We start from the raw sequence: 13,943 nt of genomic DNA, 5'->3' as shown, positions 1-13,943 counted from the left end.
AGTGCGTCAGTTCTGCCGACAGCGTCCGGCGATCTACCGGTTAAGGTGCGGGCAACGCGGAAAAGAGGGGGAAGCCGTGGACGAACCGTGGGGCATTTCGGGCCCGCAATTCCTGCTGGTCTTCGGCCTGGCGTTGGCGGTCGTGCTGCTCGTGCAGCTGAGCTGGCCGCCGATCGCGCGGTCCCGGCGGCGGAACGCGCCCGCCGCCGTCGAGGCGCCGCTGCGACCGAACGTCTACCAGCTCGCCTACCTGGCCGGCGGAGCGGACCGCGCGGTCGATACCGCGATCGCGACGCTGCTGGAGCAGGATCGGCTCCGGGTGAGCAGCAAGGGCAAGCTGAGCGCGATCGGCAAGCGACCGACCGGCAAGGGCCTGGAACGCGCGGTGCACGACGCCGCGCAGGGCGGTACCGCGACGGTGGCCATGGTGCGCAGGTCGCCGGTCGTCCGGCCGGAAACGGAGAAGATCCGCGAAGACCTCGAACGGCGCGGGCTGCTCGCCACCGGCGACGGACTGGACGGCTTCCGCGTCGGCATCGTGGTGTGCTACGCGGCGCTGTTGCTGATCGGCATCGTCCGTGCGGTCAACGGAGCGCAGCTGGGCCGCCCGATCGGCGGGCTGATCGGGTTGCTCTTCGCGGCCGGAACCCTGACGTTGATCGCTTACGTGGTCCGGAAGGGCTCGAAGACGTCCCAGGCGACCGACGCGGGGCACGCGATCGTCGTGCGGGCCCGCGAGGAAGCGAAGGCTGCCGAGGAACGGCCGGAGGAATTCGCTGCCCCGGACCGGAGCGGCAACGGAACGCTGCTCGTCGGCGCGGCGGCGGTCGTCGCGCTCGGCGGGATCGCGCTGTACCCGGACGACGAAATGAGCACGGCGCTGCTCAGCGGCAGCGGGAGCACCTGGGCCGGGGGCGGCGGTTCGAGCGGCGGATCGTCCTGCAGCAGCGGCGGTTCCTCGTGCGGCGGCGGTTCCTCGTGCAGCAGCGGGTCTTCGTGCGGCGGAGGCAGCAGTTGCGGCGGGGGCGGCTGCGGCGGATAACCCGCAGCCGGATCGAGGAGGGAGACGCGGTGCACGAGCCGTGGGGCATCTCGGGCCCGCAGTTCCTTGCGCTTTACGGGGCGGCACTGGCCTTGACGTTCGTGGTGCAGCTGGTCTGGCCGAGGATCGGGCCAAGCGCGTCCGCGGAACCGCACCGGCCGCTCGACGTCTACCAGCTCGCTTTCCTGGCCGGCGGCCACCACCGCACGGTCGACACGGCCATTGCCGCGCTGCTGGAGCGCGGACTGCTGCGGGTCGACACCCGGGGCCAGCTCACCGCTGTCTCCGGAGCTCCGACGGAGCCGGTTGAGCAGGCGATTCACCAGGCCGTGCGGAAGCGGCCCCACACGGCCTCGACGCTGCGCACGGCGGAAGCGGTCGCCGCGCCGGTGCGGAGCATCGGGAACGAACTGCGTCGGCGAGGGCTGGTCTCGGTCGCTTCCGCTCGCTTCCTGACCGGAGTGGTGCTGGTCTACGGAGTCCTGTTCGCAGTCGGCCTGGTGCGCGCGGTGAACGGATCAGCGCTGCACCGGCCGACCGCGGCGTTGCAGGTGCTGCTGGCAGTGACTGCGATTCTGACGGTCCTGGCGGTGACCAGCCGAAAGCGGCCCAAAGTCCATCTGACCAAGGCCGGGCGCGCGATGGTCGTCGCGGTGCGGACGGACCCGGTCGCGCAGCGGGCACAGTCCGGCGCGCTGCCGGCCGGCGCCGCTTCGCTGGTCGCGCTGGGCGGGTTCGCCCAGTACCCGGACCATGCGACAAGCTTGGCGTTGAAGAGCGGCGCGGGAACGTCGTCCGGCGGCGGATCGTCGTGCGGCGGGGGCGGCGGATGCGGAGGCGGAGGTGGGTGCGGTGGCTGACCGGCTGGGAATCGGCATCGGCTGGCGGCCGGAACTGGACCTGTCGATCGCGCGGCTGCCGGGCGTCGACTGGGTCGAGGTGGTCGCGGAGAACCTGCACGCTCCGCACCTGCCGGAAAGCCTGCTGGCGCTGAAGGACCGCGGGATGCCGGTGTTGCCGCACGCCGTCTCGCTGTCGCTGGGCGGGGCCGAGCCGCTGGACACCGCACGAGTGGAGCACCTGGCCGAACTGGCCAGGGCCCTCGACGCACCGCTGGCCAGCGACCACGTGTGCTTCGTCCGCGCGGGCGGGCTCGACTCCGGACATCTGATGCCGCTGCCGCGCACGCGCGAGGCGCTGGACGTGCTGGTGGACAACGTCCGGCTCGCACAGTCCATTGTGGACGTTCCGCTGGCGCTGGAAAATATCGCCGCGCTTCTGGAGTGGCCGGAAAACGAGCTGACCGAGGAACAATTCCTCACTGAGCTGACCGAACGGACCGGCTGCCTGCTGATCATCGACGTCGCGAACCTGTACGCGAACGCACGCAACGTGGGCACCGATCCGGTGGCGTTCCTGGACGGGATTCCCTGGGAACGGCTCGCGTACGTGCACATGGCAGGCGGTGTGGAGCGCGACGGCGTTTACCACGACACGCACGCGCATCCGGTGTTGCCGGAGGTGCTGGATCTGCTCGCCGAGCTGCGTCGACGCACGGATCCGCCGGGCGTTCTCCTGGAGCGCGACGACGACTACCCCACCGATTCCGAACTCGCCGCCGAGCTGGTCGCGTTGCGGACTGCGGTGACGTTGTGAGTCGCGAAGACTTGGCGGCTCGGCAGGCTGCGTTGCTGGACAGCCTGCTGACCGGAGCCGAGGCGCCGTCCGGATTCGAGGCCTCGCGGTTGCGCATCGAGGCAGACGTCTTGCTCTCGAAACGACGGCGACTGGTGGCGTACCTGCGCCCGGATCTGCCCGAGACGCTCGGCTCGCGGTACCGGCCGTTGTTCGACGAGTACGCGGCGGAGCGTCCGAAGCCGACTTCGCTTCGGGCGCGCGAGTACGCCGACGCCTTCGCGGAGTGGCTCATCGCCCGCGGTGACCTGCCCAAACCTCGGCGCAGATGGTTCCGGCGCTGAGCCTGTTCGGTTTTTGTCGGTGGCCCCGGTTACGCTGACGACATGTCCGGTTACGGCGGCGTTATCCGATCTCTGCCGAGCCGGGAGGGAGGGAACCTGTCGTGAACGGATTCTGGGCCGTGTTGAGCCCGATGCTGCTCGTCTATGCGGCCATGGCCGCGGGCTTGGTGAGCATTGTGGCCACCGGCAAGGACAAACTGGCCAAGCAGGCGTCCGCGCCGGAGTCGGCGGCCGTGCCGCGCGATGTCTACGACGTCGCGTACCTGGCGGGCGGGCGGCCCCGGGCGGTCGAAGCGGCGATCGCGGCTCTGCTCGCCCGTGGGCAGCTGCAGGTCGGGTCTTACGGCGAGATCATCGCCGCCGGCTCGCCGCCCGCGTCGCCGCTCGAGCAAGCCGTGCACCAAGCGGCCGGGCGCGGTCGTCTCGCGTCGTGGGTCGCGCGCTCATCCGTGGTCAAGCCTGCGATACGGACACTCGAGACCGATCTGGTCCAGCGGCGGCTGGTCAGCCGGCGCAGGCCGTTGACAGGCCTCGGGTACACGCTGACCACGGTCGCCGTGGTCGTGCTGGCGGCCGGGGTGGCCCGGCTGGCGTACGACGTGGGCCGGTCTCACCTGAACCCGATGGTGCTGCTCGCCTTCGCGGCGGTCGTGCTGACGCTCTGGCTCTGCCTGGTCGCCAGTCAGCGGATCACGAAGACGTTCGGCGAACGGAAAGTCAGCTCGCTACCGCCGACGACTGCGGGGGCGACGGTCGTCGCACGGGCCGAACAGCAGGCCGCCACGGGCAGCGGCACGGGACCAGCCGAACTCGTCGCGGTGGGCGGGCTGGCGGCTTATCCGGACAAGCGGATCGCGGGAGGTCTGATACCGGTTTAGCCGCGGGGTGGCTGTGCGCCGGGTTGGTGCGGGTCCCGAAGTTCCCTAACTGGCTCGGGTTGCCGGAGGGCCGACGGTGCCCACGCGAGGCCTGCGCAGCGCTAACGCGATTCGTGGTCCGACGAGCCTCGTGCCCGGGGCCGCGGGTGCCGACCGCGCGCCCGACGCCGAACTCACGCGGCTCGCGACCGATGAGCCCGGCGTAGTGCTCACGGGGACGGTGGTGCCACAGGACTGGCGGGACGCCCACCGTCGGGATGCTCAGGAGGCAGGCTGCGTTCAGTGGACTGGCCGTGCGCAACCGACCCGGGACTTACCGGACCGGCGGCGCGTACCAATTCGGCGTGACAGCCCCGGATCGGGCGCTCCCGAGGTGGGCGCGTGCGGTGCTTGCGGAACCTGACCGCGCTCACCTGGCCGGCGGCGTCGCGCGAGACCGGCGCGGTGTCCGTGCGGCTGGTGCCATCCACGCGGGACCTCGACGGCGCACGGGAGACCGACGGCGCTTACGTGACTCGGCGGTCCTGGGAGAACCGGCACGGCCCCGCCCTGGCTTGACCGCATCGACGAGCACGGCGGCCTTGGCGAGACCGGCACGGCACAGCCGAATCGCTGCGGTCAGCCCAACACGGCAGCGTGCTCACGACCAACGCATCCCTGCGGCATCCCCGCGACGAGCACGGCATGGAGGCGGCCCCGCGGCCACCCCAACACCTCAACGTCCTCGAGACCAGCGCCACACACCGGCCTCTCGCGACCAACCCGGGTCGGGCAGCGACCTCGCGACCAGTGCGCCACAGCGGCATCCTCGCGACCAGCGCCCCACCGCGACATCACGCAACCAGCCCTGCACGGCGGCGATCACGCGGCCAGCCCGGCGCGGCGGCATCCGGCACCCGACGCGTGCGAGACCGCGCGGCGTGGCCGCCGCAGGACCGGCGATGCTTACGGGACCGGCTGGGGCACGACCGGCGACCACACTGCGGTGTCTGTGCCGGGCTGGTGCGACGGGTGGTCCCAGTGCGGCGGCGAGCCCGGCAGGTCGCCGGCCATTCGGACCCGGGTCATCTGGCCGAAGTCGCTGTCGACGGTCTCCAGGAGGTCCGTACAGTCCACTTCGGACGGTTCCGGGTCCTTGCGGCCCAAGGAATCCAGCCACCGCCCGGTTCCGGCCAGGGACAGGCGGGCGTGCCAGGTGCCGCCGTCGGTGACGGTGCGGCGGATGGCCGTCATGATGGCGGCGGCGGTCAGCCAGCCGGTGGCGTGGTCCAGGGCTTGCGCGGGCAGTGGCGCCGGAGCGTCGGTGGAGTATTCCTCGGCGATGCCGGACGACATCTGCACGAGGCTGTCGAAGCCGCGGCGGCGGGCCCACGGGCCGGTCCAGCCGTAGGCCGACACATCGGCCACCACGAGTCCGGGGCGTAGCTCGGCGAGCTGGTCCGGGCCGAAGCCGAGGCGGGCGAGGGCACCCGGGCGGAAGGTCTGGAGCAGGACGTCCGCGCGGGCGATGAGCTTCTTCAGCTTCGCGCGGCCGCCTTCGGTGTCGAGTGCGATGAAGGCGGAGCGCTTGCCTTGGCCGGTGTCCATGGTCAGGACCGGGATGCGCGGCAGGTGTGCGGCGCCGACATGCAGGACGTTCGCGCCGTGCGCGGCCAGCACGCGGCCTGCGACCGGTCCGGCGAGCACGTGCGTCAGTTCCAGCACGCGCACGCCGCCCATCGGGCGGTCCGAGTCGAACAGGATGCGCTTCGGCGCGTCCCCGATGCGGTTCAGCTCGACCAGCGGCAGTTCCGCGACGGCCTGGCCTTGCGGGTGCGCCAGCCAGTCCTCGCGCGAGCGCATCAACGCGGCCGCGCCGCCCGCGGTCACCACGGCTGATTCGACCTCTGCCGCGGACTTGCCAGCCACGGCCTTGGTCACCGCTTCGCGGGTCGCCGGGACGCCGAGCGCCCAGCAGACCGCCGCTTCGTGCCGCGAGGTGTTGCAGTGCAGCTTGATCCAGCCGTCGGCGGCGCGATAGTCGCCCGCGATGCGGCCCCACGGGCTTGGCCCGGGCTCGCCGTCGATGCGCAGCAGCTGCTCGCTTCGGAACGCGGCCGCGGCGTGCCGGGTGTCGACCGACACCGTGCCCGGGTCGATGCCCCGCAGCCGCAGCAGTTCGCCCGCGGACAGGGTGGCCGCGGCGATGCTGGCGGTCGCCGCGGCGGGGACCCGGAAATGCCCGGGCAGCACGGATTCGTCGCCGGTCAACGACACGGCGGGCAGCGGTTCCCCGGCGAGCGACTGCCAGGCCCCGGCGAGTACGTCCTGCACGGGTTACGGCAGGGCCGCGACGAGCTCGGCGGGCGGCACCTTGGTGCCGGTGTAGAACGGGATTTCGACGCGCACGTGGCGACGGGCCTCGGTGTTGCGCAGGTGGCGCATCAGGTCGACGATCCGGTGCAGTTCGTCGGCCTCGAAGGCGAGGATCCACTCGTAGTCGCCGAGCGCGAACGACGCGACGGTGTTGGCGCGCACGTCCGGGTAGTCCCGCGCCTCCTTGCCGTGGTCGGCCAGCATCTTGCGGCGTTCCTCGTCCGGCAGCAGGTACCACTCGTAGGACCGGACGAACGGGTACACGCAGACGTACTTGCGCGCCTCCTCGCCGGCCAGGAACGCGGGCACGTGGCTCTTGTTGAACTCGGCGGGGCGGTGCAGCGCGGTCTGGCTCCAGACCGGCGTGGACGCGCGGCCGAGCGGCGTGCGGCGGAACCCGGTGTAGGCGGCCTGGACCTGTTCGATCTCCTCGGCGTGCCACCAGATCATGTAGTCGGCGTCGGCACGCAGGCCGGACACGTCGTACACGCCCCGGACGACGACGCCCTTGGCCTCGAGCCCGTCGAGGTACTCAGCCGTCTCGCGGCCGGCGGCGCCGCGGTCCTCCCCCAACTTCCCCGGTTCGATCCGGAAGACCGACCACATGGTGTAGCGGATCGTGTCGTTGAGTTCGTTGTAATTCAGCCGCGCCATGACTCCATCCTGGCACTGCCGGTCGGGCGATCGCCATGGGGCTCCGTCACACGAAGAGCTGCTCCGCGATCCGCCGGGCAGCGGCGTCGGCGGTGGCCACGCAGGCGGGCAGGCCGACGCCGTGCAGCGTGGCGCCCGCCACGGCCAGGCCTGGGACCTCCGCCACGGCCGTCTCGATCCGGTTGACCCGTTCCAGGTGCCCGGTGCCGTACTGCGGCAGGCCGCCGCCCCAGCGGGTCACCAAGGTGTCGATCGGCTCCGCGGTGACGCCGGCGAGCCGGGCCAGGTCCGCGCGGACGGCCGCGACCAGCGAATCGTCGTCGCCGTTCAACGCGCCGGGCTCGCCAAACCGGCCGACCGAACCGCGCACCAGCACCGGTCCGGCATCGCCGAGGTGCGCCCATTTGTTCGATGAAAACGTGAACGCCTTGGATGCGTACGGCACGCCTTCCGCGTCCCGCTCGCCCGCGCCGATGAGGATTCCGGAGGCGTCGGGCAGCTCCGTGCCGGGCGGGAACGCGAACGCGACGACCGCCATCGACGCCAGTTCGACCTCGCCGAATGCGGTCGAGGCCACCGGAGCGACGCCGTCGAGCAGTTTCCGCGCGGCCGGTGCGGGCACCGCGAGCAGCACCGCGTCCGCGTCCACCGGGCTGTCGGCAGGCGCGTGGGACGGCGCGGCGGCACCGAACTCGAGCCGCCAACCGGACGGAGTCCTGGTCAGCGCGCGGACCGTCGACGACGTGCGTAGCTCGGCTCCGGACAGCTCCAGCAACCTGTCGAGCAATCCCCGCAAACCGCCGGTGAGTGTGCCGAAAACCGGCGCGGTGCCCGGGGTTTTCGGGAGCAGCGACGACGCGGCCTCAGTGAGCGAACTCGCGCCGCCTTCGATCGCAGTGGCCAGGCCGGGCATCGTCGCGCGGAGGCCGAGGCCATCGGCACCGCCCGCGTACACGCCGCCCAGCAGCGGGTCGACCAGCCGATCCACGAGTTCGTCGCCGAAGCGCGTGCGCAGCAACGGCCCGAGCGGCACATCGGCTTCGCCCAGTTCGACCGGACCGAGCGAACGTTCCTTCTCGACCGCGCGCCGTCCGTCCTCCGAGAGCACGCCCGCGACCGACTCCGCGGACGCCGGGACCCCCATTACCGTTCCCGGCGGCAGGCTCTGCACCGAACCGCCGGCGTGGATTTTGGCGCGGGCCTTCGTCGGATGCACCAGGCGATCGGCGAGGCCGACCTCCTCGACCAGCGCCACCACCTCGGGCCGCCGCGCGAGGAACGCTTCGGCGCCGACGTCGTAGCTGACGCCGCCGACCTCCGCGGTGCGCAGCTTCCCGCCGATCGCGGCCGTGCTCTCGAAAACGGTGATCGTCACCCGGTCGCCGAGCAGCCGGCGCAGCCGGTACGCCGCGGTCAGCCCGGAGATTCCGCCGCCGACGACCGCGACGTGCTTCACAGCGAGTGCACCAGGTCGACGACCCGCTTGAGCACATCCGGGTCGACGCCCGGCAGCACGCCGTGGCCGAGGTTGAACACGTGCCCGCGAGCAGCGCGGCCCTCTTCGACGATCCGGCGCACCTCGGCCTCCAGGACCGGCCACGACGCGTACAGCAGCGCCGGATCGAGATTGCCCTGCACCGACACCTCGCCGCCGAGCCGGCGGACCGCGACGTCGAGCGGGATCCGCCAGTCGACGCCGACCACGTCCGCGCCCGCCTCGCGCATGGCGCCGAGCAGCTCGCCGGTGCCGACACCGAAGTGGATCCGCGGCACGTCGTACTCCCCGGCCACGGCCAGCACCCGGGCCGAATGCGGCAGCACGAACTCGCGGTAGTCGCGCTCGGACAGCGCACCGGCCCACGAGTCGAACAGCTGCACCGCGTCGACCCCCGCGTCGAGCTGGGCGCGCAGGAACGTCGCGGCGATGTCGGCGAGGCGCGCGGCCAGGTCGTGCCAGACCTCAGGCTGCGAGTGCATCAACGCCTTGGTGTGCTCGTGGTTCCGGCTCGGGCCGCCCTCGATCAGGTAGCTGGCCAGCGTGAACGGCGCGCCGGCGAACCCGATCAGCGGCGTCTCGCCGAGCCGCTCCACCAGCAGCCGGACACCCTCGGCGACCTTCCCCACCTGCTCCGGCTCGAGCTTCGGCAGCGCACGGACCGCGTCCGCGTCGCGCACCGGCGAGGCCACGACCGGGCCGGTGCCGGGGACGATGTCGATGTCGACGCCGGCCGCCTTGAGCGGGACCACGATGTCGCTGAACAGGATCGCCGCGTCGACGCCGAGCCGGCGGACCGGCTGCAGGGTGATCTCGGCGAGCATCTCCGGGTCGAAGCACGCGTCGAGCATCGGCACGCCCTCGCGCAGCGCGCGGTACTCCGGCAGCGAACGACCGGCCTGGCGCATGAACCACACCGGGACGTGTGCGGGCCGCTCCCCGCGCGCGGCGGCGAGGAAAGCCGAGCCGGGCAGGGCGCGACGGGGCGAAACGGACGGGGCGCCGGCGGGCGCGGGCGAAACCTGAGGCACGAACCCCATGGTCCCACGCGGGTCCGACAGTCCCGGGCCGCCCCGTGCCCAAGGCGCCTGGACCCGGTCTCGCGCCGCGCGGCGTGCTGCGAATTCAGCACCATCCGTCTGGTCTCGCCGCCGGATTCGGCACCTCCACGCATTGTTCTCTGCGCGCGACAAAGGAAGCATTCGGAGAGGACCAGTGGACGGCGAGTCGAGAAGGACGAACCCGGCGCGGAGGCAACGTCAGGGGTCGGCGAGCGTCGCTCCCCGGGTCGCGGGTGGGTCTCGCTCGGCGCGCCTGCGTCCGCAACGGGGCGTCGCCGCCCTACAGTCGGTGCGTGACCGCGATGACGCCAGTGCCCGATCTCTTCCGCGAAGCCGTCGCGGCGCTGCAAGCCGTCCGGCCGCGCCCGGAGATCCGCCTGGAGACGATGCGCGCGCCGCAGCGGCTCGCGCCGTGGTCCTACGCGTTGAGCTGCGACGTCTCCGGACCCGCCGACGTGATGGCGTCCGGCAGGCTGGTCCTGCTGCACGACCCGGACGGCCAAGAAGGCTGGGACGGCGTGCTGCGGCTGGTCATGTACGTGCGCGCCGAACTCGACCGGGAGCTGGCCACGGACCCGTTCCTGCCCGCGGTCGGCTGGTCGTGGCTCACCGACGCGCTGGAGGCCTCCGGCGCGTCGTGGAAGGCGCTCGGCGGCACGGTCACCGAGACGTCCTCGGCCCGGTTCGGCGACATCTCCGGCCCGGCCCGCACCGACGACCTCGAACTGCGGGCGTCCTGGACCCCGACCGACGCCGCGCTCGGCCCGCACGGGCTCGCGTTCTGCCAGGTGATGGCGAGCGTCGTGGGGCTGCCCCCGGTGGGCGTCACGCTGTTCGAGCAGCGCCAGAGCTCCTGATTTCCGAAGTTCACCCGGTCGGGCAACGTCTTCGCGGCGGTTGCACGCGCACGAACGCGCCTTCGCGGGCGCTTCCGGGCCCTCCGAGCATCCGGCGGGGATCTTCGGCGGGGCCTTCCGGCGGGGCGCCGCCGACCGTCCACCGTGGACCGCGGAGGCCGTTGCTCCGGCTGCCGCACGTTCGTGGCCGGGCGCGATCACAGTCCGTGAACCCCCGGTAACCAGCTCCGACGCGGTTCCGGAGCCGTTTCCGGCCGCTCGACCGGGGTCCGGGCGATCGGACGGCGCGCGCGGCAAAACATGAAAGAAAATGATCTTGCCCCGGCCGGGGCGCATTTCCGGGCCCGCACCGTCGAGGCAGCGGGCCCGCTCCGCGAGCACCCGCAGGTGCACGGGCCATCTGCACGCCCGTTTCGTTGCCGGTAACTCTGGTGCATCGCGGCCCGATCGTCAGTCGTTAACAAGACTCCGATCGTTAGTCCGATCGTGTTACAACGACCTCGCTGAGTGACGAACTGTTTCGGATAGATACCCATTCGATCCCCCCGCAACGGCGTCCGGACGGCTACAGTGCCTGGGACGACACCACTTTCGGTCTAAAGCTGGCGCGGCTGAACGGCCGAAGGTCCCGGTGCCGGTCGGGGGGCACGACCGACTCCAGGGAGGTAGTGACGTGGCTACCGTCGGCTTATCTCAGGCCGTCCGATCCACGCCAGCCGGCGCTTTGCCGGCGAGCATGGTTCCGCACCCGCGGGAAGAGCTTTTTTCCGTGTTGGTGGTCGATGACCACCCGCTGTTGAGGGAGGCAATCGCAGCACGACTCGCACAGATGGGTGCGGGCACCGTCCACGAGGCCGCCACGGTGGCCGAGGCGAGGGCGCGAGCACAGGCCACCGGCCCGTGCGACCTGGCGATCCTCGATCTCGGACTGCCGGACGGCAGCGGCATCGAGCTGGTTACGGAACTCCGTAGCCACGGCTGGCCGCGCGTGGTGGTCCTGGCATCCTCCGACGACCCGTACGCGGTGCGCTCCGCGTTCCAGGCCGGCGCTCAGGCGTACCTGCTGAAGTCGGCGTCGCCGGTGGTGGTCACCGACGGCGTGCGCCGGGTTCTCGAAGGCGGCGTCTACGCCGACCCGAGCGTGGCCCCGGTCCTGGCGACCGGCACGCGAGTGGCGGGCACCGACAACACGCCGCGCGAGCTGTCGGCTCGCGAGGTGGAGGTGCTCCAGCTCGTCGCGGACGGGCAGTCGAACAAGGAGATCGGGGAGGAGCTGTCCCTCTCCGCGCTCACCGTCAAGTCCCACCTGTCCCGCATCGGGCGCAAGCTCGGCACGGGCGACCGGGCGCAGATGGTCGCGCTGGCGATGCGAGCCGGCGTGATCCGCTGACGACGACGAACCACGTCCCTGCGGGGCGGGCGGACCAGGCGCGGTCCGCCCGTCCCGTAGGGTCGTCGGACATGGGAACTGCACAGGCGGACGGAGCGCGGACCGGAGACGAGACCACCGACCACTCCGGGGCCTCCCGAACGCCGGTGCTGCTCCGGGAACCGGCGGAAGGCACCCCACCGGTCGTGGCCGATCCCGAAGCGCTCGCCGAGGCGTGCGCGCGGCTGGCCGCGGGCACGGGCGCCGTCGCCGTCGACACCGAGCGGGCGTCGGGCTACCGGTACTGGCCCAAGGCCTATCTCGTCCAGCTGCGCCGCGAAGGCTCCGGCACGGTGCTGATCGACCCGATCGCGCTCGCCGACGACCTCGCCCCGCTGCGGGACGTCCTCAACGACACCGAATGGGTGCTGCACGCCGCGTCCCAGGATCTGCCGTGCCTGGCGGAACTGGACCTGCGCCCGCGCTCGCTGTTCGACACCGAACTCGCCGGGCGGCTGGCCGGGTACGAACGCGTCGCGCTGGGCACGCTCGTGGAGCTGCTGCTCGGGTACACGCTCGAAAAGGGGCACTCCGCCGCGGACTGGTCGAAGCGCCCGCTGCCAGTGGACTGGCTCAACTACGCCGCCCTCGACGTCGAACTGCTCAACGAACTGCGCGCGAAGCTCGAGGCCGAGCTGGCGGCACAGGGCAAGCTCGAGTGGGCGCGGCAGGAGTTCGAGGCCGTTCGCACCGCTCCCCCGCCCGCGCCGCGCGCCGAACCGTGGCGGCGGACGTCCGGGGTGCACAAGATCCGCAGCCCGCGCGGCCTCGCCGCGGTGCGGGAGATGTGGCAGGCCCGCGACGAACTGGCCCGCAAACGCGACCGCGCGCCGAGCCGGATCCTGCCCGACAGCGCGATCGTCAACGCGGTGACCTCGGACCCGAAGACGGTTGAGGAACTGCAGAAGCTGCCGGTGTTCAGCGGACGCGTGCAGCGCAAGTACACGGCCAGCTGGCTGCGGCATCTGCAGGCGGCCAAAGCGCTGCCGGCGAGCGAGCTGCCCAGCCCGAGCCAGCCGTCCGACGGTCCGCCGCCGGTGAACCGCTGGGCCGACAAGGACCCCGACGCCGCCGCCCGGCTCGCCGCCGCGCGGGCCGCCCTGGCCGCGATCGCGGAGGACCGCAGGCTGCCGGTGGAGAACCTCCTGCTGCCCGATCTGGTCCGGCGCACCTGCTGGCGACCGCCGGCCGACGTCTCGGAGGACTCGGTCGCGCAGGCGCTGCGCGCCGGCGGGGCGCGGCCGTGGCAGGTGGAGCTGACCGTGGCGGCGCTGAGCAAGGCGTTACACAGCACAGCCTCCTGACCCGCGGACGATGGTTCAGACCTCAAGCTGAGGTTTAGACCTTCGGGACGAACTGCCGGCTTTACGAACCGCGGCGAGCCGGTCGGCGATATCCGAGCGACCGGGCCACGCCGGTCGCCGTGGTGACGACCGCCGGCACCAGATGGGCCACCGAGGTCGTCTCCCGACGGCCCACGACCGCGACCGCGGCGGTGACCTGGGCGGACGCGTCGCGGATCGGGGCAGCGATGGCGACCGCGTCGTCGGCGAGCTGACGGTCGGCGACGCAGTAGCCGGTCCGGGCGATGTCGGCGAGTTCGGCGCGCAAGGTCTCCGGGTCGGTCGTGGTGTGCGGGGTTTCCGCAGTGATCGGGCTGGTCAGCGCGGCCTCGCGGAGGTCCGCGGCGGCATGGGCGAGCAGCACCCGGCCGGTGGCGGTGGTGGTCGCCGGAAGACGGCTGCCGGTCGTGGTCAGGATCTCGACCGAGCGGTGCCCGGCCAGCCGGGCGAGGAACACGACGTCGGTTCCGTCCAGCACGGACAGGTGCACGTTCTCGCCGGTCGCGTCGAACAGATCGCCCAGGTACGGCAGGGCGATCTCGCGGATCGACGCGCGGGCCAGCGACAGCGAGCCGAGTTCCCACAGTTTCAGGCCGAGGTGGTAGCCGCCGTGGTCGTCGCGGGTCAGCGCACCCCATTCGGCCAGCTCGCCGACCAGCCGGTGCGCCGTGCTCAACGGCAGACCGGCCGCCTGGGCGATTTCGGTCAGGGACAGCACTGGGGTCTGGGCGCTGAAGCAGTCCAGCACCGACAGCAGCCGCGCCGCCGCGGTGGGCCTGGCTTCCATGTGGCGGAAGTCTGATTGAGGCCGGACCGCGGCGCAAGCGACACTGCGGGCGCGGCTCGGCCG

General features: G+C 72.2%; 14 protein-coding genes. 9 read left to right on the top strand and 5 right to left on the bottom strand.

All coding sequences use genetic code 11. The features are described from left to right. Positions 1 to 76: 76 nt before the first annotated feature. From L942_RS09245 to L942_RS44200, 6 genes are all read left to right on the top strand, one after another. The gene (locus L942_RS09245; protein WP_037357545.1) at positions 77 to 1,042 is read left to right on the top strand and encodes a TIGR04222 domain-containing membrane protein; all 966 of its coding nucleotides are present in this window, start codon (positions 77 to 79) and stop codon (positions 1,040 to 1,042) included. 29 nt (positions 1,043 to 1,071) lie between these two features. Then, on the top strand, positions 1,072 to 1,902 hold the full coding sequence (locus tag L942_RS09240; protein WP_037357612.1) for a TIGR04222 domain-containing membrane protein: 831 nt from the start codon (positions 1,072 to 1,074) through the stop codon (positions 1,900 to 1,902). Continuing rightward, the gene (locus L942_RS09235) at positions 1,895 to 2,698 is read left to right on the top strand and encodes a DUF692 domain-containing protein (protein WP_037357610.1); all 804 of its coding nucleotides are present in this window, start codon (positions 1,895 to 1,897) and stop codon (positions 2,696 to 2,698) included. Before L942_RS09240 ends, L942_RS09235 begins: the two co-directional genes overlap by 8 nt. After that, positions 2,695 to 3,021 (top strand): hypothetical protein, encoded by a 327-nt coding sequence (locus tag L942_RS09230; RefSeq protein WP_037357544.1) that lies wholly within the window; start codon positions 2,695 to 2,697, stop codon positions 3,019 to 3,021. The genes L942_RS09235 and L942_RS09230 overlap by 4 nt, the downstream gene beginning before the upstream one ends. A gap of 101 nt (positions 3,022 to 3,122) precedes the next feature. Next, entirely contained in the window at positions 3,123 to 3,899 is a 777-nt protein-coding gene (locus tag L942_RS09225; protein ID WP_037357542.1) for a TIGR04222 domain-containing membrane protein, read from the top strand. A 381-nt stretch (positions 3,900 to 4,280) separates the two neighbouring features. Further along, complete coding sequence (locus tag L942_RS44200) at positions 4,281 to 4,457, top strand: hypothetical protein (protein WP_158684448.1); 177 nt, start codon at positions 4,281 to 4,283, stop codon at positions 4,455 to 4,457. A 387-nt stretch (positions 4,458 to 4,844) separates the two neighbouring features. On the opposite strand, the gene L942_RS09220 is transcribed toward L942_RS44200, so the two are convergent. Genes L942_RS09220 through hemE form a run of 4 tightly spaced genes read right to left on the bottom strand, consistent with a single transcriptional unit; the run spans position 4,845 to position 9,443 of the window. After that, a complete protein-coding gene (locus L942_RS09220; protein WP_037357540.1) occupies positions 4,845 to 6,212 on the bottom strand; it encodes a CoA transferase in 1,368 nt (455 codons plus the stop codon). 3 nt (positions 6,213 to 6,215) lie between these two features. Then, positions 6,216 to 6,908, bottom strand: coding sequence for a hydrogen peroxide-dependent heme synthase (gene hemQ, locus L942_RS09215; RefSeq protein WP_037357538.1), 693 nt, complete (start codon positions 6,906 to 6,908; stop codon positions 6,216 to 6,218). Between the two features lie 46 nt (positions 6,909 to 6,954). After that, positions 6,955 to 8,364: a protoporphyrinogen oxidase gene (hemG, locus tag L942_RS09210; RefSeq protein ID WP_037357536.1), complete on the bottom strand. Its 1,410-nt coding sequence runs from the start codon at positions 8,362 to 8,364 to the stop codon at positions 6,955 to 6,957. Next, complete coding sequence (hemE, locus tag L942_RS09205) at positions 8,361 to 9,443, bottom strand: uroporphyrinogen decarboxylase (RefSeq protein WP_081655002.1); 1,083 nt, start codon at positions 9,441 to 9,443, stop codon at positions 8,361 to 8,363. The genes hemG and hemE overlap by 4 nt, the downstream gene beginning before the upstream one ends. Before the next feature lie 314 nt (positions 9,444 to 9,757). Here hemE and L942_RS09200 point away from each other — a divergent pair, with 314 nt between their 5' ends. The 3 genes from L942_RS09200 to L942_RS09190 all read left to right on the top strand — a co-directional run bounded on the left by L942_RS09200 (position 9,758) and on the right by L942_RS09190 (position 13,054). Beyond that, positions 9,758 to 10,321 (top strand): DUF3000 domain-containing protein, encoded by a 564-nt coding sequence (locus L942_RS09200; RefSeq protein ID WP_037357534.1) that lies wholly within the window; start codon positions 9,758 to 9,760, stop codon positions 10,319 to 10,321. 673 nt (positions 10,322 to 10,994) lie between these two features. Continuing rightward, the gene (locus L942_RS09195; protein WP_033291604.1) at positions 10,995 to 11,711 is read left to right on the top strand and encodes a response regulator transcription factor; all 717 of its coding nucleotides are present in this window, start codon (positions 10,995 to 10,997) and stop codon (positions 11,709 to 11,711) included. A gap of 71 nt (positions 11,712 to 11,782) precedes the next feature. Next, a complete protein-coding gene (locus tag L942_RS09190) occupies positions 11,783 to 13,054 on the top strand; it encodes a ribonuclease D (RefSeq protein ID WP_051165831.1) in 1,272 nt (423 codons plus the stop codon). 61 nt (positions 13,055 to 13,115) lie between these two features. Here the strand turns inward: L942_RS09190 and L942_RS09185 are convergent, their stop codons facing one another. Next, complete coding sequence (locus L942_RS09185) at positions 13,116 to 13,880, bottom strand: IclR family transcriptional regulator (RefSeq protein ID WP_037357531.1); 765 nt, start codon at positions 13,878 to 13,880, stop codon at positions 13,116 to 13,118. Positions 13,881 to 13,943 lie beyond the last annotated feature (63 nt).

It is taken from the genome of Amycolatopsis orientalis DSM 43388 (assembly GCF_000411975.1).
Lineage (GTDB): Bacteria > Actinomycetota > Actinomycetes > Mycobacteriales > Pseudonocardiaceae > Amycolatopsis > Amycolatopsis orientalis_D.
Note: the sequence above shows the minus strand (reverse complement) of the source record. Positions and strands in the feature narration are given on the sequence as shown.

Bases quoted from the DNA above. Each gene is read 5' to 3' on its own strand.
- L942_RS09185 (WP_037357531.1), bottom strand. From the start codon at position 13,880: ATGGAAGCCAGGCCCACCGCGGCGGCGCGGCTGCTGTCGGTGCTGGAC.
- hemE (WP_081655002.1), bottom strand. From the start codon at position 9,443: ATGGGGTTCGTGCCTCAGGTTTCGCCCGCGCCCGCCGGCGCCCCGTCC.
- hemQ (WP_037357538.1), bottom strand. From the start codon at position 6,908: ATGGCGCGGCTGAATTACAACGAACTCAACGACACGATCCGCTACACC.
- L942_RS09190 (WP_051165831.1), top strand. From the start codon at position 11,783: ATGGGAACTGCACAGGCGGACGGAGCGCGGACCGGAGACGAGACCACC.